We start from the raw sequence: 17293 nt of genomic DNA on the forward strand, positions 1-17293 counted from the left end.
GCGGCTGGAATTCGATCTCAGCGGTGATCTTTGGCAGATCGGGCAGTTGTGTTCTTAGAAACTAGCCACGGAAGGCATACCACTGCACCGAGTTGGCCGGCAGGTGCAGCTGGACGTGGTTGCCTTCGGAGCGCACGCGGTGGGCAAGGTCGTTGCCAGCGCCCTGGTAGACGGCGTCGTCTGTGTTGATGACTAGCTCCCACTCGCCATCGCGCGGCAACCAGAGGTCATAGTTCGGCACCGAGCTGCCGGAGAAGTTGCACACCGCCAACAGGGCGGAGCCGTCCTTGCCGTAGCGGACGTAGCCGAGCATGTTGTTGTTCGAGTCATCAGCCTTGACCCACTGGAAGCCATCCTGCGTGAAGTCTTGTGTCCACAGGGCTGGCTGTTGCTTGTACACCGCGTTGAGGTCGCGCACCAGGCGCTTAACGCCGTGGTGCCACTCGTTGCCCCAGCCTTCCAAGTTGGACCAGTCCACGGAGTGACCTTCGGCCCATTCGGTGGTCTGGCCAAACTCTTGGCCCATGAACATCAGCTGTTTGCCCGGGTGGGAGAACATGTAACCATACAGTGCGCGCAGGCCCGCGGCCTTATTCCAGTCGTCGCCCGGCATGCGCTCCCACAAGGAGCCCTTGCCGTGGACCACTTCGTCGTGGCTAAACGGCAGTACGTAGCGCTCCGAGTAGGCGTAGACCATGGAGAAGGTGAGCTCACCGTGGTGGTAGCGGCGGTGGATCGGCTCGTGCTTGAAGTACTCCAGGGTGTCGTTCATCCAGCCCATGTTCCACTTCAGGCTAAAGCCCAATCCGCCCTCGTGAGTCGGTGCGGTAACACCGGGCCAGGAGGTGGATTCCTCGGCGATGGTCAGCACGCCCGGGTGGTTACGGTTCAGCGTGGCGTTGGTCTCCTGCAGGAATTGGACTGCCTCAAGGTTCTCGCGCCCGCCGTAGATGTTGGGCAGCCATTCCTCGCGGGAGTAGTCCAGGTAGAGCATGGAAGCAACGGCGTCGACGCGCAGGCCGTCGATGTGGAATTCTTCGGCCCAGTAGAGGGCATTGGCCACAAGGAAGTTGCGCACCTCGTTGCGTCCGAAGTCAAAGACATAGGTGCCCCAATCCGCCTGCTCACCGCGGCGCGGGTCCGGGTGTTCGTAGAGTGCCTGCCCATCAAACCGACCCAGCGCCCATTCGTCCTTGGGGAAGTGCGCGGGTACCCAGTCGATGAAGACGCCGATGCCAGCGTTATGCAAATCGTCGATAAGCGCGCGCAGCTCATCCGGGGAGCCCCAGCGCGCGGAGGGAGCGTAGTAGCCGGAGACCTGGTAGCCCCAGGAACCGCCGAAGGGGTGCTCGGCCACGGGCAGCAGCTCCACGTGGGTAAAGCCGTGCTCCAGCAGGTAGGGGATGAGCTCTTCGCGCAAGGTGTTGTAGTTGGCGCCTACCTTCCAGGAACCGACGTGCAGCTCGTAGACGCTCATCGGGACGTCGAGGTCCCCGGTGCGGCTGCTCATCCACTCCTCATCGCTCCACTCAAAGCTGGAGCGCGCCACCACGGAGGCTGTCTCCGGCGGGGCGATGGTGCGCTTGGCTAGGGGGTCGGCCTTGTCAATGCGCGGAGAGTTCTTGCCGTGGACCGCAAACTTATAGCGCTCGCCTTCGCCCACACCGGGGATGAAGACCTCCCAAATGCCCGTGGAGCCAAGGCAACGCATGGGGTATTGGGTAGGGTTCCAGCCGCAGAAGTCACCGACCACGGCCACGCCCTCCGCGTTGGGTGCCCACACGGCAAACGCGGTGCCTTCGACTACGCCCATGTCGGTGGTGTAGCTCTTGAGGTTGGCCCCCAGTACTTCCCAGAGGCGTTCGTGGCGGCCCTCGCCGATGAGGTGCTGATCCAGGGTGCCCAGGGTAGGCAGGAAGTGGTAGCCATCCGCTACCTCGATTGCGGGCTGTCCTGGGTAGGTGATACGCAGGCGGTAGTCTGCTTCTTCGGCGAGCGGGGCCTCCCAGATATCATCTCCAACCGCGCGCATGGCGAGGGTCTCGGTGGCGGTGACGAGCTCGACGGCTTCGGCACCGGGGCGGCGAGTGCGGACGGTTCCATCGTGCCAACCATAGAAATCATGGGGCGCGTGGTGGCGGCAGTGGTTGAGGCGTTCGAGGTCTGAGGCCGGGATGTTCATACAGACCAAATTACCCAAGAACACGTGCTCGCGGGGCCGAAAAGAAACCCCGCGCTACCCAGAAAGGGGGACGGAATCAGCGCCGGGTATCTACTGGCCTGAGAGCTTAAGCGCGGTAGTCGTTGACACGGCGCCACGCGATGCGTTCTTGCAGGTCATGGTGGGCTGGCGGAAGGATGAAAACGTGGGCGACGTCGCGAAGCGGTTCCAAGCGCACGAAATTGCGGTCGGACCACTCGTAGGCGGCACCACTGATGGTGTCCTGCACCGTGAAGTGTTCACCCGGGTGGCGGCCCACGGCAGCCAGATCAACAAAGACCGTAGCCTCCTGCGCATTGCGCGGGTCCAGGTTGACCACCACGAGCACCACGTTGCCGGTGGTGGGATCGGCCTTGGAGTAGGCGATGATGGCCTCGTTATCCGTGTTGTGGAAGCGTAGCGTGCGCAGCTGCTGGAGGGCCGGGTTTTCGCGGCGGATGAGGTTGAGCAGGCGGATATAGGATTCCAGGGAGTCACCGGACTTGACGGCGGCCTGGAAGTCGCGCGGGCGCAGCTCGTACTTTTCCGAGTCGAGGTACTCCTCGCTGCCTGGCTTGACGGCTTGGTGCTCGTAGAGCTCGAAGCCGGAGTACACGCCCCACAACGGGGACAGGGTAGCCGCCAGGGTGGCGCGGATGGCGAACATGGCGCGCCCACCGGTCTGCAGGGATTCGTGGAGAATATCCGGGGTATTGACAAAGAGGTTGGGGCGGCAGATATCGGCCTGCTCCACGTGCATCTGCGCGAACTCCGTGAGCTCGTGCTTGGAGGTCTGCCATGTGAAGTAGGTATAAGACTGCGTAAATCCTGCCTTAGCCAGGCCGAAAAGGCGCGGGGCGCGCGTGAAGGCCTCGGAGAGGAAGATGACCTCTGGGTAGGTGATGTGCACCTTGGAAATCAGCCAGTTCCAGAAGTTAGCCGGCTTGGTGTGTGGGTTGTCCACGCGGAAGGTGGTGACTCCGGCCTCCACCCAGATCATGACGATGCGGTAGATCTCTGCGTAGATGGCATCCGGGTCGTTATCGAAGTTCAGCGGGTAGATGTCTTGGTATTTCTTCGGCGGGTTCTCCGCGTAGGCAATGGTGCCATCGGCCAACACCGTGAAAAACTCTGGGTTGGTCTTAGCCCACGGGTGGTCTGGGGAGGCCTGCAGTGCCAAGTCCAGCGCTACCTCCAGGCCCAAGTCGGCGGCCTTCTTGACCAGCTGCTTGAAGTCCTCCATGGTGCCCAGCTCCGGGTGCGTGGTGGAGTGATCCTGGATGGCCCACGGAGAGCCCACATCACCGGGCTCAGCCACCACCGAGTTATTGCGGCCCTTGCGGTGCACCTTGCCAATGGGGTGGATAGGCGGGAAGTAGACGGTATCGAAACCCATGGCTGCCACGCGCTCAAGTGCCTGCGCTGTGGTCTTAAACGTGCCGTGCACGGGGTTGCCCTCGTCATCCCAGCCGCCGGTTGAGCGCGGGAAGAGTTCATACCACGAGTTGTAGAGGGCCTCGGGACGCTCTACTAGGACCTCGTGGATGTCACCTTCCACCAGCAGGTGGCGCAGCGGGTGGTGGTGGAGGATCTCGGCGACCTTATCGGAGAGTGCGGTGCGCACGCGCTTATCGACGTCCACCGACTCATCCTTCAGCTCCTTCGCCGCCTGAAAGAGCAGCTCCGCCTTGTCGCTCGGGCATTGGATTGCTGCCTCCTCGAAGAGTTCAGCCCCGTGCAACAGGTCGTTGTTGAGTTCTTGCGCGGATTGACCGGCTTCCATCTTCTTGACCACCGCGTTGCGCCAGGTGGACATCGGATCCGACCAGGCATCGATGCGGAAGAACCAGCGCCCGGTGGTGGCCGGGCTAAACACGCCGTGGACTCGGTCCGGATCCTCCGGGTCCACCGTCATGGTCACGGAAGACGTAGAGGGGGATTCGGTGTTCCACACCGACAGCGTCGCGGCGACGGCATCGTGGCCCTCGCGCCACACCAGCGCGGTAACAGGAATGACCTCTCCGACGACGGCCTTCGAGGCGGCATTACCGGAGAGGGAGGGGCGGACATCGTCGATACCAAGGCGTTGAGTCATGCCCATAGAATAATGCAGCTGTGTCAGTTTCACCGGGGAAGAAGGATTTCAGCCACAATGGTGCCTGTGAACACTCCAGAGCAAATGAGCCAGCAAGACCCCGAACTGATGGAAACCGACGAAGATTGGTTGATTGACTTCCGCGGCGTCGAGCTGCGACGCGGCGGGCGCACGCTGGTGGGGCCCATCGATTGGCAGGTGGAGCTCGACGAGCGCTGGGTCATCATCGGCCCCAACGGTGCAGGCAAGACCTCCCTGGTGCGGATGGCCGCCGCCGAAGAGTTTCCCTCCGCGGGCGTGGCTTACCTAATGGGGGAGCGCCTGGGTAAGACGGATATGCGGGACCTGCGCGCCGCTATCGGTATTTCCTCCGCTGCCGTCCAGCACCGCATCCCGGACAACGAACGCGTGGATGATCTCGTTGTGTCTGCCGGCTATGCGGTCCTCGGGCGCTGGCGTGAGGACTACCAAGACATGGACTTCTCCCGCGCCGATGACATCCTGGCTCAGGTCGGCGCATCCCACTTGGCAAAGCGGACCTGGGGCACGCTCTCCGAAGGGGAGAAGAAGCGCGTCATCCTCGCCCGCGCGCTTATGGCCAACCCGGAGCTACTCATCCTGGATGAGCCCTCCGCCGGTATGGACTTGGGCGGCCGTGAGGACCTCGTGGGCTACCTGGGGGACCTAGCACTCGATGCGGATGCCCCGGCAATTGTCATGATTACCCACCACGTCGAGGAAATCCCTTATGGATTTACCCATGCGATGCTTCTGGATGAGGGTAAGGTCGTGGCCAAAGGACTCATTAACTCTGTCCTGACGTCGGAAAACCTTTCCAAGGCCTTCCACCAACCCATCCAGGTGGATCGCATCGGGGAGAGGTACTTCGCCCGACGAGTCCGCTAACTCCTAGTACATAACCCCTAGTAGATAATCTCAGTACGCATTCTCGACGTATACCTCTCGAATTCTGCTTTTAGCTTGCAGGCACGGAAAGTTGCATGAGCCAGTCCATCCACGACAGCCTTGACGCCATCGACCCTGGCGAAACCACGGGCTTCAATGGGGCACGCCTGGCCGCCACGGTTCTCCTTTTGCGTGATACCGCGGAGGGCTTGCGCGTGTGGATCCAAGAACGCGTGCACACCATGCGTAACTACCCTGGCCACGTCGTCTTTCCCGGCGGCGGGGTAGACCCGCGTGACTTCCCACCACGTACTTGGGATTCCGGTGAGCTGTGGGCGGGTCGCTCAGTGGTTTCTATTGCGCGGCGCATGGGCGTGACCAAATACAAGGCACACGCCCTCGTCTTCGCCGCCGCCCGCGAACTGTTCGAGGAGGCCGGCACGCTGTTAGCGATCCGCGATGACGGTTTGGTTTCCGACGCCTCTCGCTACCACCGCGAGCGCGAGCTGTTAGAAACCCACGAGATTTCCTTCACCGACTTCCTCGAACACAACGGCATGCGTGTCGACGCCGACATGCTATTGCCCTGGTCCCGCTGGGCCGGTGAAGATAACAACCACTGGTTCGACACCTTCTTCTTCATCGGTGTGCTGCCCGAGGGCCAAGAACCCGATGGGGATACAGGGGAAGCCGACGACGCCGGCTGGTTCGACCCACAATTGGTCCTCGATGGCTGGCGCGCCGGGTTGGTACGCCTAGCCATTCCCACCTGGGCGCAGCTCAAGCGCCTCACGTCCTATTCCAGCGTCAAGGAAGTCTTGGACGATGCCTCCTTCTCCGATCTGCGCCCGATTATCGGCGACCCGCGCGATGATGAGCGCTACCGCGAATACTTCACCACCTTCCCCGTTGACCGAATCTAAGCCACACCTGAAGAAACCTGCATGAGCTACACTCTGGACGAAGTTGCCTTCCTGCGCGAGAATGCAGCCGCCATCGACACCGCCGCAGAGGACCTGGAAGGCACAAAGAAGGCGCACCTGAGGGACGTCGCCAAGCTGCAGGCGCAGTTCGGTGATTATGGGCGCGCCGTGGCCGAGCTCATCCAAGCTCGTAGCTCCGGAAAGCTGCCGCAGGATTGGCTCATGGACCACGACTCTGCACAACAGGCCACTCCACCCGCGGTGGCCACCTACCGCGCGCAATTCCTCCAGGAGCGCAACGTGGAACTCGTCCACGACCTCACGTGTTCCATCGGCACCGAAGGCCAGGCCTATCGCCCCGGCGCTTATGTGGGCAGCGACCTGGATGCCTCGCGCGTGGCCATGGCGCGGCACAACATTGAGCACCCCGTCTTTCGCGCAGATGCGCTGACAACAACGACGACCGCCGAGGTCTGCATCGCCGACCCCGCCAGGCGCCAAGGCGGCAACCGTATCACCCGGCTTGACCAACTGCTACCGCCACCAGCAGACCTGTTGGCCACCCACGGCGAGATGGCCATCAAATGCGCGCCGGGCATCGACCATTCCGAATGGGAGGGGCTGGCCTGTGTGGTCAGCCTCGACGGCGGGGTGAAGGAGACCTGCCTGTATACCCCGGGGCTGGGAACGGGGAAGAGGGCAGTGGTCCTCACCACCACGCCCGAAGGACTACACACGGACGTCATCGAGGATGACCTCGACGAAGAAGAACTGCCTGAGGCAGGGCCCATCGGCCGCTTTCTCATCGATCCCGACGGCGCCATCGTGCGCGCCGGGCTGGTGCGCCACTACGCCGCGCGGGAAGGCCTGCACCAGCTGGACCCACGCATTGCTTACCTCACCGGTGACCGCCTGCCTCACGGCACGTCCGGATTTGAATTCATCGAGATGGTCCCCATGAAGAAGCTCAAGGCGGCGATGGCGGCCCATGATGTCGGCTCGCTAGAAATCCTGGTACGCGGGCAAGACGTGAACCCGGACCAGCTGCGCAAAAAGCTCAAACTCAAAGGCTCCACGGCCAAGACCCTCGTGGTTACGCGCATCGGGGCGAAGGGAGTCGCGGTGTTGTGTGGACCGCGAGTAGTATCGTCCGAAGGTAATTACGCACCCTAATAGTTTCAAAATTTACGGAAGGGGAAGTGCCCACATGCCAGTCATTGTGGCTCTGGTCAAGCACGTACCGGATACGTGGTCAACGAAGTCCCTCGAGGCGGACCACACCTTGGACCGCACCTCGGTGGATAACGTCATCGATGAGGTCAACGAGTACTCCGTCGAACAGGCACTGCGCCTGCGCGACGATAACGCCGACGCCGGCTATGAGGTCGTGGCGCTTACCATGGGCCCGGCGGCTGCCGACGAGGCCCTGCGCAAGGCCCTGGCCATGGGCGCGGACCACGCCGTGCACGTGACGGACGACGCCCTCGCCGGCGCCGACGCCCTGGCCACCGCCTGGGTCCTCAACGCAGCCATCAATAAGGTGGCTGAGAAATTCGGCGAAGTCCAGGTCATCACCTTGGGCAATAATTCCTCGGACGCCTCCACCGGCCTTCTCGCTGGCCTGCTGGCCGAGTACCGCCAGCTGCCCGCGCTCACGGAGCTCAAGGCAGCCTCCCTGGCCGGCGCCACCGCCACCGGCACCCGCGAGGACGCCCACGGCCACTGGGAGCTCAGCGCTAACCTGCCGGCCATCCTGTCCTTTACCGATAAGGCCGACAAGCCGCGCTTCCCCAACTTCAAGGGCCTGATGGCTGCCAAGAAGGCTGAGGTCACCACGCTCGCCGTGGCCGACCTGGGCATCGACGGCGTGCCGTCCACCACCACGGTTACCGCCTCCGCGCAGCGACCGGCCCGCACCGCCGGTGAGGTCATCACCGATCCTGATCCGGCCGTGGCTGCTGCCAAGGTCGCGGACTTCCTGGCCGCCAAGAATCTCATCGAGGGTTAAAGGAGAAAAGTTATGTCTCACGTTTATGTCCTGGTTGAGCACGAAGCAGAGCAGCTCAGCCCCGTTACCGGCGAGCTGATTACCGCCGCCCGCGCACTCGGTACCGTCTCCGCCGTGGTCGTGGCCAAGGACGCCGCCACCGCAGCTTCCTTCGACGCCGAGCTGGGCAACTTGGGCGCCGCCCAGGTAGTTCAGGCCATCGCCGCGGACTATGAACAGCGCATCGTCACTCCGGAGGTCGACGCCCTCCACGCCCTGGCCGCCAATAACCCGGCGCCCATCGTGCTGGCTGCCACCCCGACCAACAACGAGATTGCTGGCCGCCTCGCTGCCCGCCTGGGCTCGGGTGCCCTGGTCAACGTCGACGGCATCAATGCTGACGGCTCCGCACACCACACCATCTTCGGCGGCTCCTACGAGACCTCCTCCACGGCCACCGGCTCCGTGGTCTACACCCTGCGCCCGGGCTCCGTGGCTGCCGAACCCCAGCCGGTCACCGCGGCACCCGCTCCCTTCGAGCTGCCTGCCGCCACCGCGAAGGACGTCACCGTCACCTCCTTCACCCCGGCGGAGAAGACCGCCCGTCCGGAGCTGACCTCCGCGAAGGTCGTCGTCGCCGGCGGCCGCGGCGTGGGCGACAAGTTCGCCGACGTGGTGGAGCCGCTTGCCGACGCACTCGGTGGCGCCGTCGGCGCCACCCGCGACGCCGTGGACGAAGGCTTCTACGACCCGGCCCACCAGGTGGGCCAGACTGGCGTGACCGTCTCCCCGAAGCTCTACATCGGCCTGGGTATTTCCGGTGCAATCCAGCACACCTCCGGCATGCAGACCTCGGAGACCATCGTTGTGGTCAACCAAGACCAGGACGAGCCGTTCTTCCAGATCGCCGATCTGGGCGTGGTGGGTGACCTCCACGAGATCGCCCCGGCCCTGGTCTCCGAGCTTGAGTCCCGCAAGGGGGCCGGCAACTAATGCCTCGCTACCTCGATTACGCAGCCACCCAACCCATGCGCCAGTGCGCCATCGACGCCTGGGTCGACGCCGCCGGGTCCCTGAACCCCGGCTCTGCCTATGGCTCCGGGCGCAAGGCGCGCTCCGTGTTGGATGACGCCCGCGAGACCGTCGCCGAGCTGCTCGGCTGCGAACCCATCGAGGTAGTCTTCACTTCCTCCGGCACGGAGGCGGATAACATCGCAATCCAGGGTCTTTTCCGTGCGGGGTCGGATACGACACCGCACATCATCTCGACCCCCATCGAGCACCCCGCCGTCCTGGAGACCGTGGACAAGCTCCGCGCTGAGCACGGCGCTACCGTGGACCTGCTCCCGGTTGATTCCACCGGCCACGTCAACGACTTAAGCGCCCTGGACACCCCGGCCGCGTTGGCCACGTGCATGTGGGCCAACAACGAGACTGGCGCTATTCAGCCGGTCGCGGACATCACCGAGCGCGCCGCCGCACAGAACACCCCGGTTCACATCGATGCCGTGCAGGTCGCCGGCAAGCTACCCATCAACTTCCATGAGCTGGGTGCCACCACACTCGCGGCCAGCGCCCACAAGTTCGGCGGGCCCCGGGGCATCGGCCTGCTGCTCGCACGCCGTACCCCCGCGCCACTGCCACTAGCCTTCGGCGGCGGCCAGGAGCGCGGCATCCGCCCCGGCACCGTGGACGTGGCCAGCGCGAGCGCGCTCGCCGCGGCCCTGCGCGAGTCCGTCGCGGAAATGGAGCAGGAGACCTCCCGCTTGAGCGCACTCCGCGACAAGCTCAAGGCCGGTATTCAGGACAGCATCGACAACGTCATCATCAACTCCGCCGAGCCCACCCTGGCTTCCCACCTCCACGTGTCCTTCCCGGGCACGGATGGTGACAGCCTCATCATGCTTCTCGACGCCTCCGGCATCGAAGCCTCCGCCGGCTCCGCCTGCCACGCGGGCGTTAACCGCATGTCCCACGTACTCGAGGCCATGGGAATCGACGAGGAACACGGTCGCGGCAGCCTTCGCTTCAGCCTGGGCCGCCTCACCACCGACGAGGACATCGACGTGGTCTTGGCAGAGCTTCCGGAGATCATTCGCCGCGCCCGTTCGGTCTAAGGGAAGCGCGGTTTCTAATAACTTAGCCGGACACTTCACGTGTCGGCTTAGCAGTTCTTTTTTGATGGAAACTATCTGTTGCGCTTTCCCCAACTCGGCTTATCCTAGGCATGCCGATTAGTTCAGGCTCGCGGAGCTTGGTCGGAAGGTCGTGGAGGTACAGATGACTTCTTCAATAACGTTGTTCTCGCATGAAGGTGCTCGGTTCGCTTTACCGTTTGGCGAAGGTACTATCCGTTTCGGTGACAGTGCTGAGCAGGTGGTAGCGGTTCTCGGGGAACCGGAGAATCACCCGAGTGAAAGCCCCTTGTACTACTCCCAAGCAAGTATTCAAGTTCACATCGGTGACAACGGTGTCGAATTCATTGAGTTCGCGACCAACCCTGAGAAAGACGGTGTCACGGTGGAATGGGAAGGCCATAACCTCTCCCGCATGAACGCCATCGAGTGCGCCGAGCTGTTGAAGAGGCTCAACCACGGGGCGCGGCTTGCTGATGATCAAGCTCCAGAATCCTATGTTTTCGAGAAACTGGGGCTTAGCGTATGGCAACCGTACGCGCTTGTTGATGCCCTTGAGGAACTCGAGGAAGCGCGAGCTGAGGGCACCGAGGGTGAGGAACTCGAATATTTCGAAGAAGAAGCCAGGATGGCAGAGTGCTTTGACTCGATCGGTCTGGTTTCTCGCGACTACATGAACGAATACTTCTAGGCCCGCCTTTCGCCAGACCCACGTCCCGCTCCACGGAGGCCAGCGAGAACGTGCGAAATTATTGCCACGCCCAAGGGCGAACAAATGGATCCACTGCGGGAGCCCTATCTTGCGGCCTAGCAAACTCTTGTAACTCGTCAAGCGAACTGAGCGACCACACGTCGTCGGTGTTGAGCTCGCGACCAAGCGCGTCCTCGAGAACCACAATCTGACAACTGGACAGCAGCGAAGTGTGCGAGCGCGGCTTGTTGGCGAACTCGAAACAGTGGTCGTAGGGGCGTCGCCAAGCGCTGCCCAAACACTCGCAGTTGTAGTTCACGTCAAAGGAAGCCGGTGGCCACTGCCAAAGGGGAGCAGGTGTGGTGGTGCCGGTGGAGCAAGCTGCGTGAGAAATGTGCCAAAAGAATTCAATGTTACGTGTGTTGCATCTGTGACTGATGTTGTTAAAGCAGTAGTGTGGCGCGCATGAGCCATGCACGTCGCCTTGTTACCGCCGCCGTTACTGCTGTAGCGGCCGTGGCACTGTCCGTATCCACCGCCGTTGCCATTCCGTCCACCGCACCTTCCGGTGTGGATGTCTCCGGAAATAACCACGCGTCCCTTCGCGGAATCGATTGGGATGCCGTGAAGTCTGATGGCCAGTCCTATGCCTTTGTCAAGGCCACTGAAGGCGTTGGGTTTGTTAACAATCACTTCGTACGCGATGCCAATGCTGCCGCAGCTGCTGGACTGAAGGTCGGTGCTTACCACTACGCGCGCCCGGCTGGTGACGCCAAGCAGCAGGCAGCCAGCTTCGCCTCCCAGATTGCACTGGTGCCGACGCAAACCCTGCCGCCGGTGCTCGATATTGAGGTCGATGAAGGCCTGAGCGCCAAGCAGCTGGAGGAGTGGATCGACACCTTCATGACTGAGCTGAAGTCCCTGACCGGCCGCACGCCGATGCTGTATACCTACAAGTACTTCTGGATGGGCCAGATGGGTAACTCCACGCGCTTCTCTGAGTACCCGCTGTGGTTGGCGGCCTACCAGGACACCGCGCCGGACCCGGTCGGTGGTTGGGACAAGCTGGCTTTCTGGCAGCGCTCCGGCAGCGGCCGCGTGGCCGGCATCGAGACCGATGTGGACATGAACCTTTTCAACGGCACTGAGGCCCAGCTGCACTCCTTCTCCGGCGGCAACTACATTGACTTCGGCGGAATCTTGGATGACCTGGTCATCCCGGGCGTTGACTTGGGCGACGACGCCGGCGTTTTGATTGCTGGAATCCTGGCCCTGGCAGCAGGTGCTGTAGCCCTGCCTGCCGTTGCTGATGCCGCCAAGGATGCGGGCCTGGACGTGGATCCGACCGGGCTTATCAAGCAGGCGGAGAAGCTGCTTAACGACGGCACTATCAGCGCCGATGACCTCAAGCGCATGTCCAACAATGACGCCAGCATTGGTGACTTGGCCATCTTCTTGGATAACGCACAGCACCTCCAGGACGTTGACGCCGATAACGTCAGCCAGCAGGATGTGGAGAACGCCGACCGTGCCGCGCGCAGCGCTGGTCACGCCGCGGGTGTAGCCATCCCGGCATTTGATTCCAAGCAGGTAGCGGACCTGCTCAATAGCCTTCGCTAATCCTCGGCGGTTGCGGCGGCGTCGCGGCGCGGAGTCGCGCCCTTCAAGAAGCGGCGGGTCCAAGACTCGTCGCGAAAGTGCGCGGGCACCGCACCGGAAAGCAGCGGTTTAGCAAGCGCGGCGGCTTGCGGGGAGCCGTCGACTGGCAGCTCGGTGTCTGAGCCGATGAGGATAATGTTGCCGTAGCGCCGCCCTTTAAGCATGGGAGGGTCGGCAATAACGGCGACGTGTGCAAAGACCTCCGCCATCCCAGCTAGTTCTACCTTCGCGCCCTGCAGGTCGGAGTGGTCACCGCAGTTGGCCACGTAGAGCCCGCCAGGCGACAAGGTGGCGCGGACGTGCTGGAAGAACTCTTGTGTGGTCAGCGGTTCCGGGGTTGTATCACCTGCGAAGACGTCGCGGATGATGACGTCGAAACGGTTCGGCGGGAAGCCCTCCGTCACCGCGCGTGCCTCGCCGGCGCGGATTTTCACGCGGGGAGCGGCAGGGATATCGGCCAGCTCGCGGATGAGCTCGGCCAGTTTCGCGTCGAGTTCGACGACGGTGTTGTGGGAATCCGGCCAGAGATCCGCGAAGTAGCGGGGGAGCGAGCAGCCACCGCCGCCTAGGTGGAGCAGGCGCTTGCCACGCGCATGGTTCTCCACAGCTGCGGCAATCCAGCGCATGTACTCAAACTCCAGCGTGCGTGGCTCTTCGGGGATGAGGTGTGAGGAGGGCACGCCGTTAATGTTGAGGATGAAGGCGCCATCGCGGAAGGGGTCGGCTTCGACGACAAGCTCCCCCGTGGAAATTTCGTAGGTGCCCGCGATTGAATCTGTCTTGTTGCGTTTCCTGCCCATAATGCCCTTTAGCATAGGGAATAGAGCGTGAGTCCAGTGTGTTGGGGTATGGGGTACACCGCGACTAACCTAAGGGTCCGAAAGAAAGAAGAAGGGGAAAGCATGCGAGTATTGGTAGCCATGTCCGGCGGCGTCGATTCCTCGGTCGCCGCGGCACGCGCGGTGGAGGCGGGCCACGACGTCATTGGCGTGCACTTGGCCCTGCACAAGGATGCACAGCAGACCCGTGAGAAGGCGCGCGGTTGCTGCTCCTTGGAGGATTCCGCCGATGCCCGCCGTGTGTGCGACAAGCTCGGCATTCCTTTCTACGTGTGGGACTTCTCCGAGGAGTTCAAGGAAGCCGTCATCGGTGACTTCGTGGACTCCTACGCCCGCGGCGAAACCCCGAATCCGTGCTTGCGCTGTAATGAGAAGATCAAGTTTGCAGCTTTGCTCCGCAAGGGCATGGCGCTGGGCTTCGATGCGGTGGCCACGGGCCATTACGCCACTATCGACGATGACGGCTACATGCGCCGCTCCCTGGATGAAAACAAGGACCAGTCCTATGTGCTGGGTGTCATCACCAAGGAGGAGCTGGACCACTGCTTCTTCCCGATTGGAGATACCCCGAAGCCGCAGATCCGCGAGGAAGCCAAGCGCCATGGTTTCTCCACGGCAGCCAAGCCGGATTCTTATGACATCTGCTTCATTCCGGATGGCAACACCCAGGCCTTTCTGGGGCGTTCCATCGGTCTGCGCCCGGGCATGATCGTGGACACTGAGGGCAATGAGCTCAAGGAACACGATGGCGCGTGGAACTACACCATCGGCCAGCGCAAGGGGCTGGACATCAAGACGCCGACTGCCGACGGCTCCCCGCGCTACGTCACCGACATCGACGCGGCCACCGGCACCGTCACCGTCGGATCGCGCGCCGACTTGGCCGTGACCCGAATCGAAGCCGACCGCTTGAAGTACCTGCACCCGGCTATGGAGGGCGACTTCGACTGCGAGGTACAGGTCCGCGCCCACGGTTCCGTCGTTCCCTGCCGCGCCCACGTGGACCGCGAGGCCGACCGCATGACGCTGGAGCTGAAGGAGCCTCTTTCCGGTGTGGCTCGTGGCCAGGCTGCCGTGCTCTACCTGCCGAGCCCGGACGAGCTGGGCGATATCGTGCTGGGCTCGGGCACCATCTGCGGGACGGCGTAGATGACGGGATTCGCCCTTGGCCCCATGCCCGGCACCTCCATGGCGGAGGCTGCGGACATCATCATGGGGGAGACCGAACTTCCTGCCATCCCGCAGCTGCCCGAGCGTGGCCTCGGTTCCGACGCGGTGGGCCGCACGGCCAGCATGCTGGAGGCTATCTCCATCGACCGCGGCCCGCGCTCGTGGCGCATGACGGCGCGCCCGCAGTTGCTGACTCGCCGCACGTGGGACCGCTTGGAACGTGACCTCGACGAGGTCCAGGAAGCCTGGGGCGAGACGGTGCCTCGCGTCAAGGTGCAAGCACTCGGTCCATGGACGCTTGCAGCGAGCATTGAGCTTTCCGACGGGCACCGCGTCCTCACCGATCGCGGCGCCTTTCACGAGCTCGCGGAGTCACTTCTCTATGGCGTCCGCGCCCACGCCGCGGATGTCGCGCGCCGCTTCAACGGGGAGGTCGTCGTCCAACTCGACGAGCCACTCCTCGCAGACGTCATCTCCGGCCGAATCCCCGGCACCACCGACTTCGATACCATCCCGGCGGTTCCAGAGGAGGTCGCTCTTGAGCAGCTCCTTGTCTTCGAGGCCGACTACCTACACGCCCCGCCGCTGTGGTCGCTAGCGCCTGCAGCCTCGACCTTCCTCACGGATTTCCGTGGTCTGGAGACCCCGCGCCACCTGGATGGCCTGGGCGAGCACTTGAATGCCGGCCACCGCATCGGTCTGGGCATTGAAGGCTCCGATGCCCGCGCGGAGGCCATCGCGCTGGCCCGCCACCTTGACCGCATCGGCATGCCGCGCGACCTGCTCGTCGACCGTTTCGACGTCTATCCCGTCAAGGCCTCCGCCAGATCCCTGCGCTCGGTTACCGAGACCGCCGGCATCCTCACTCGCGATGCCGGTGACCTTTAGCTCACCCTCTAATCGACTCTCCCCAGGCTGTCCGTCGTGGTGAAATACGACTCCATATACGGGATGACGAACTGGAGCTGGCCATGGGCAGTGGCTTCGATGAGGTCGGCGTCGATAAGCCTTTGGCGTGTGGCCGACAGCGACCGCACCGTCCGTTCCTGGTGCGCCGCAATGTTCTTGATTTCTGCCGTGCCGTCCTCCATGACCGCGCTCATCGCCTCGAGGAAGAGGCGCTGGGCCGGTGGAAGCGAAAGGGTAGCGGGCTGGTGCACCTGGGCGCCCAAAACCGAGATAGCCTCGGCCGACACTGCCGCGACGTCACCCTCCTCGATGCGGCTTCCCCCCTCGCGCTGTGCTGTGCCCCAAGCCAGTGAGCCCACCAGCTGCACCATGTAGGGGTAGCCGCGGGACAGCCGCACCGCGGCCGCTACTGCATCATCGGTGAACTCGAGGCCGGATTGTGAGGCGGTTTCGGTGAAGGCCACCTCGGCGTTCGCGGGGGAGAGCGGGCCCAGAACGAATTTCTGCGCGCGGCGCAGGAAAGTTACACCAGGCAGGTCTAACAGGCGGTTGACTCCCTGTGGAAGTCCTGCAGCGACAATGGCGACGTCGAGCTCATCGCGCACCAAGTCTTGGTAGGTCACGGCCAACGACGTGAGGTCCTCGGCGTCGGCGTCCTGGACCTCGTCGATGGTCAGCAGCACGCCAGTGCCTTCGAGCAGGCCTAAAAGCTCGCGCAGGCGGGTGTTGAGCGTGGGTTTATAGGCTTCCTCGGTGTTGTGTTGGATGCCGATGGTTGCCAAGCCGCCGATCCCCACGCGGTTGACCTTGCTCTTATCCGCCGGGGCCAGCTTGTCCATGATGCGTGGGATGGTGGTGTCAACGAGCTCGTCAACCATGGAGCTGCGGCCTGAGGCCCGCAGGGTAATCCACCCGCGGCTAGAGGCGATATCTTCGAGCTCGTTGAGGAGCACCGTCTTACCGATACCGCGGGCACCGCTGATGATGAGCGAGCGGCCCGGGCTGCCTGGTTGGGAGTCAAGCGCAGCCCGGAAGGTGTCGAGCACTGCCGTGCGCCCGACCCAAAAGAGTGGTGGAACGCCGAAGGTGGGGCGGAAGGGGTTTTCATGTGGGGACATAGCCTCATCCTAGAGCATTGGGAGATTTGGGAGACTTTTTAAACTCAGGAGATTTGGGAGACTTTTCTGAGGGTGTCGACTAGGGAGACCAACTATCTCTCTCGTCCTCTATGCGTCTCGTCCGGCGCGGATTGCGGCGACGACGTCGAAGTCTCCCTTCACATCGATAGGTGCACGCTGGGAGAGTTCGGTCGCCTTTTCTTCGATGGACTTTCTGTTAGCAGTGAATGGGGATGACGCGGCCATAGTGAGGATGTTGCGCACGTAGTCTTCGAGGGAAACACCAGCGGTAGCGGCGCGGTGCTGAAGAGTTGCGATGGTTGTACTGTCTACGTCCTGGATTTCAACGGTGCAGGTAGGGGAGGAGCTCATAGTGCTATCGTACGGGAGCTTCTTGACCAGCGTCTGCGTGGCTAGAAGGCTGCAAGGCCTGCCAAGCTACCGCGCCAATGTGCAGCGAGCAGGCTGCCACAAGGGCGTACCACCAGCCAAAATTCACTGAGGTGTGCCATGGCATGGCGTAGCCGATGAAGAGTATGGCGAGAATCGTAATCGCCGCGGTGACGATGTGATTTGCCGTGGAAAGGGGCTTTCGCAGGGCCTTCCATGCGGCCCAGAGCTCCGAAGCGGTGATGACGGCGAGCGCTACGGTGAGGAACAT

16 protein-coding genes are annotated in these 17293 nt (G+C 62.9%); 10 read left to right on the top strand and 6 right to left on the bottom strand.

The annotated features are described in order from the left end of the window. Nucleotides 1-61 precede the first annotated feature (61 nt). Nucleotides 62-2182: a 1,4-alpha-glucan branching protein GlgB gene (gene glgB, locus HMPREF2743_RS05400; protein WP_070743965.1), complete on the bottom strand. Its 2121-nt coding sequence runs from the start codon at nucleotides 2180-2182 to the stop codon at nucleotides 62-64. A 106-nt stretch (nucleotides 2183-2288) separates the two neighbouring features. After that, the gene (locus tag HMPREF2743_RS05405) at nucleotides 2289-4295 is read right to left on the bottom strand and encodes a maltotransferase domain-containing protein (protein WP_070818348.1); all 2007 of its coding nucleotides are present in this window, start codon (nucleotides 4293-4295) and stop codon (nucleotides 2289-2291) included. A gap of 57 nt (nucleotides 4296-4352) precedes the next feature. Here HMPREF2743_RS05405 and HMPREF2743_RS05410 point away from each other — a divergent pair, with 57 nt between their 5' ends. From HMPREF2743_RS05410 to HMPREF2743_RS05445, 8 genes are all read left to right on the top strand, one after another. Then, on the top strand, nucleotides 4353-5201 hold the full coding sequence (locus HMPREF2743_RS05410) for an ABC transporter ATP-binding protein (RefSeq protein ID WP_070818341.1): 849 nt from the start codon (nucleotides 4353-4355) through the stop codon (nucleotides 5199-5201). Between the two features lie 95 nt (nucleotides 5202-5296). After that, a complete protein-coding gene (locus HMPREF2743_RS05415; RefSeq protein ID WP_070743967.1) occupies nucleotides 5297-6124 on the top strand; it encodes an NUDIX hydrolase in 828 nt (275 codons plus the stop codon). A 21-nt stretch (nucleotides 6125-6145) separates the two neighbouring features. Next, nucleotides 6146-7297 carry a THUMP-like domain-containing protein gene (locus HMPREF2743_RS05420; RefSeq protein ID WP_070743969.1) on the top strand — a complete coding sequence of 384 codons (1152 nt, stop codon included), beginning with the start codon at nucleotides 6146-6148 and terminating at the stop codon, nucleotides 7295-7297. A gap of 34 nt (nucleotides 7298-7331) precedes the next feature. Then, the gene (locus HMPREF2743_RS05425) at nucleotides 7332-8132 is read left to right on the top strand and encodes an electron transfer flavoprotein subunit beta/FixA family protein (RefSeq protein ID WP_070818342.1); all 801 of its coding nucleotides are present in this window, start codon (nucleotides 7332-7334) and stop codon (nucleotides 8130-8132) included. A gap of 12 nt (nucleotides 8133-8144) precedes the next feature. Beyond that, the gene (locus HMPREF2743_RS05430; RefSeq protein WP_070528697.1) at nucleotides 8145-9104 is read left to right on the top strand and encodes an electron transfer flavoprotein subunit alpha/FixB family protein; all 960 of its coding nucleotides are present in this window, start codon (nucleotides 8145-8147) and stop codon (nucleotides 9102-9104) included. After that, on the top strand, nucleotides 9104-10228 hold the full coding sequence (locus tag HMPREF2743_RS05435) for a cysteine desulfurase family protein (protein ID WP_070818343.1): 1125 nt from the start codon (nucleotides 9104-9106) through the stop codon (nucleotides 10226-10228). The genes HMPREF2743_RS05430 and HMPREF2743_RS05435 overlap by 1 nt, the downstream gene beginning before the upstream one ends. 163 nt (nucleotides 10229-10391) lie before the next feature. Continuing rightward, entirely contained in the window at nucleotides 10392-10937 is a 546-nt protein-coding gene (locus HMPREF2743_RS05440; protein WP_141761397.1) for a hypothetical protein, read from the top strand. Between the two features lie 465 nt (nucleotides 10938-11402). Then, nucleotides 11403-12557, top strand: coding sequence for a glycoside hydrolase family 25 protein (locus HMPREF2743_RS05445; RefSeq protein WP_070529493.1), 1155 nt, complete (start codon nucleotides 11403-11405; stop codon nucleotides 12555-12557). Here HMPREF2743_RS05445 and HMPREF2743_RS05450 read toward each other — a convergent pair. After that, nucleotides 12554-13396 (bottom strand): spermidine synthase, encoded by an 843-nt coding sequence (locus HMPREF2743_RS05450; RefSeq protein WP_070818344.1) that lies wholly within the window; start codon nucleotides 13394-13396, stop codon nucleotides 12554-12556. The two genes, HMPREF2743_RS05445 and HMPREF2743_RS05450, sit on opposite strands and share 4 nt — an antisense overlap. Before the next feature lie 102 nt (nucleotides 13397-13498). On the opposite strand from HMPREF2743_RS05450, the gene mnmA reads away from it, so the two are divergent. Both mnmA and HMPREF2743_RS05460 read left to right on the top strand, forming a co-directional pair. After that, nucleotides 13499-14584 (top strand): tRNA 2-thiouridine(34) synthase MnmA, encoded by a 1086-nt coding sequence (mnmA, locus tag HMPREF2743_RS05455; RefSeq protein ID WP_070743984.1) that lies wholly within the window; start codon nucleotides 13499-13501, stop codon nucleotides 14582-14584. Continuing rightward, a complete protein-coding gene (locus HMPREF2743_RS05460; RefSeq protein WP_070743986.1) occupies nucleotides 14585-15493 on the top strand; it encodes a uroporphyrinogen decarboxylase/cobalamine-independent methonine synthase family protein in 909 nt (302 codons plus the stop codon). It begins immediately after the preceding gene. Nucleotides 15494-15501: 8 nt separating this feature from the next. On the opposite strand, the gene HMPREF2743_RS05465 is transcribed toward HMPREF2743_RS05460, so the two are convergent. The 3 genes from HMPREF2743_RS05465 to HMPREF2743_RS05475 form a co-directional block, all read right to left on the bottom strand. Next, nucleotides 15502-16632: an ATP-binding protein gene (locus HMPREF2743_RS05465; RefSeq protein WP_070528682.1), complete on the bottom strand. Its 1131-nt coding sequence runs from the start codon at nucleotides 16630-16632 to the stop codon at nucleotides 15502-15504. A gap of 108 nt (nucleotides 16633-16740) precedes the next feature. Next, nucleotides 16741-17004 (bottom strand): FitA-like ribbon-helix-helix domain-containing protein, encoded by a 264-nt coding sequence (locus HMPREF2743_RS05470; RefSeq protein WP_070528679.1) that lies wholly within the window; start codon nucleotides 17002-17004, stop codon nucleotides 16741-16743. A 4-nt stretch (nucleotides 17005-17008) separates the two neighbouring features. Continuing rightward, complete coding sequence (locus HMPREF2743_RS05475) at nucleotides 17009-17293, bottom strand: hypothetical protein (RefSeq protein WP_070528676.1); 285 nt, start codon at nucleotides 17291-17293, stop codon at nucleotides 17009-17011.

Source organism: Corynebacterium sp. HMSC036D02 (assembly GCF_001836165.1).
In the GTDB taxonomy this organism is placed as follows: Bacteria; Actinomycetota; Actinomycetes; order Mycobacteriales; family Mycobacteriaceae; genus Corynebacterium.

What these genes read in the sequence shown, in the direction of transcription:
- HMPREF2743_RS05445 (WP_070529493.1), top strand. Translation starts at nt 11,403, where the DNA reads ATGAGCCATGCACGTCGCCTTGTTACCGCCGCCGTTACTGCTGTAGCG.
- HMPREF2743_RS05465 (WP_070528682.1), bottom strand. Translation starts at nt 16,632, where the DNA reads ATGTCCCCACATGAAAACCCCTTCCGCCCCACCTTCGGCGTTCCACCA.
- HMPREF2743_RS05405 (WP_070818348.1), bottom strand. Translation starts at nt 4,295, where the DNA reads ATGACTCAACGCCTTGGTATCGACGATGTCCGCCCCTCCCTCTCCGGT.
- HMPREF2743_RS05410 (WP_070818341.1), top strand. Translation starts at nt 4,353, where the DNA reads ATGGTGCCTGTGAACACTCCAGAGCAAATGAGCCAGCAAGACCCCGAA.
- HMPREF2743_RS05415 (WP_070743967.1), top strand. Translation starts at nt 5,297, where the DNA reads ATGAGCCAGTCCATCCACGACAGCCTTGACGCCATCGACCCTGGCGAA.
- mnmA (WP_070743984.1), top strand. Translation starts at nt 13,499, where the DNA reads ATGCGAGTATTGGTAGCCATGTCCGGCGGCGTCGATTCCTCGGTCGCC.
- HMPREF2743_RS05420 (WP_070743969.1), top strand. Translation starts at nt 6,146, where the DNA reads ATGAGCTACACTCTGGACGAAGTTGCCTTCCTGCGCGAGAATGCAGCC.
- HMPREF2743_RS05460 (WP_070743986.1), top strand. Translation starts at nt 14,585, where the DNA reads ATGACGGGATTCGCCCTTGGCCCCATGCCCGGCACCTCCATGGCGGAG.
- HMPREF2743_RS05475 (WP_070528676.1), bottom strand. Translation starts at nt 17,293, where the DNA reads ATGTTCCTCACCGTAGCGCTCGCCGTCATCACCGCTTCGGAGCTCTGG.
- HMPREF2743_RS05425 (WP_070818342.1), top strand. Translation starts at nt 7,332, where the DNA reads ATGCCAGTCATTGTGGCTCTGGTCAAGCACGTACCGGATACGTGGTCA.
- glgB (WP_070743965.1), bottom strand. Translation starts at nt 2,182, where the DNA reads ATGAACATCCCGGCCTCAGACCTCGAACGCCTCAACCACTGCCGCCAC.
- HMPREF2743_RS05450 (WP_070818344.1), bottom strand. Translation starts at nt 13,396, where the DNA reads ATGGGCAGGAAACGCAACAAGACAGATTCAATCGCGGGCACCTACGAA.
- HMPREF2743_RS05435 (WP_070818343.1), top strand. Translation starts at nt 9,104, where the DNA reads ATGCCTCGCTACCTCGATTACGCAGCCACCCAACCCATGCGCCAGTGC.
- HMPREF2743_RS05430 (WP_070528697.1), top strand. Translation starts at nt 8,145, where the DNA reads ATGTCTCACGTTTATGTCCTGGTTGAGCACGAAGCAGAGCAGCTCAGC.
- HMPREF2743_RS05440 (WP_141761397.1), top strand. Translation starts at nt 10,392, where the DNA reads ATGACTTCTTCAATAACGTTGTTCTCGCATGAAGGTGCTCGGTTCGCT.
- HMPREF2743_RS05470 (WP_070528679.1), bottom strand. Translation starts at nt 17,004, where the DNA reads ATGAGCTCCTCCCCTACCTGCACCGTTGAAATCCAGGACGTAGACAGT.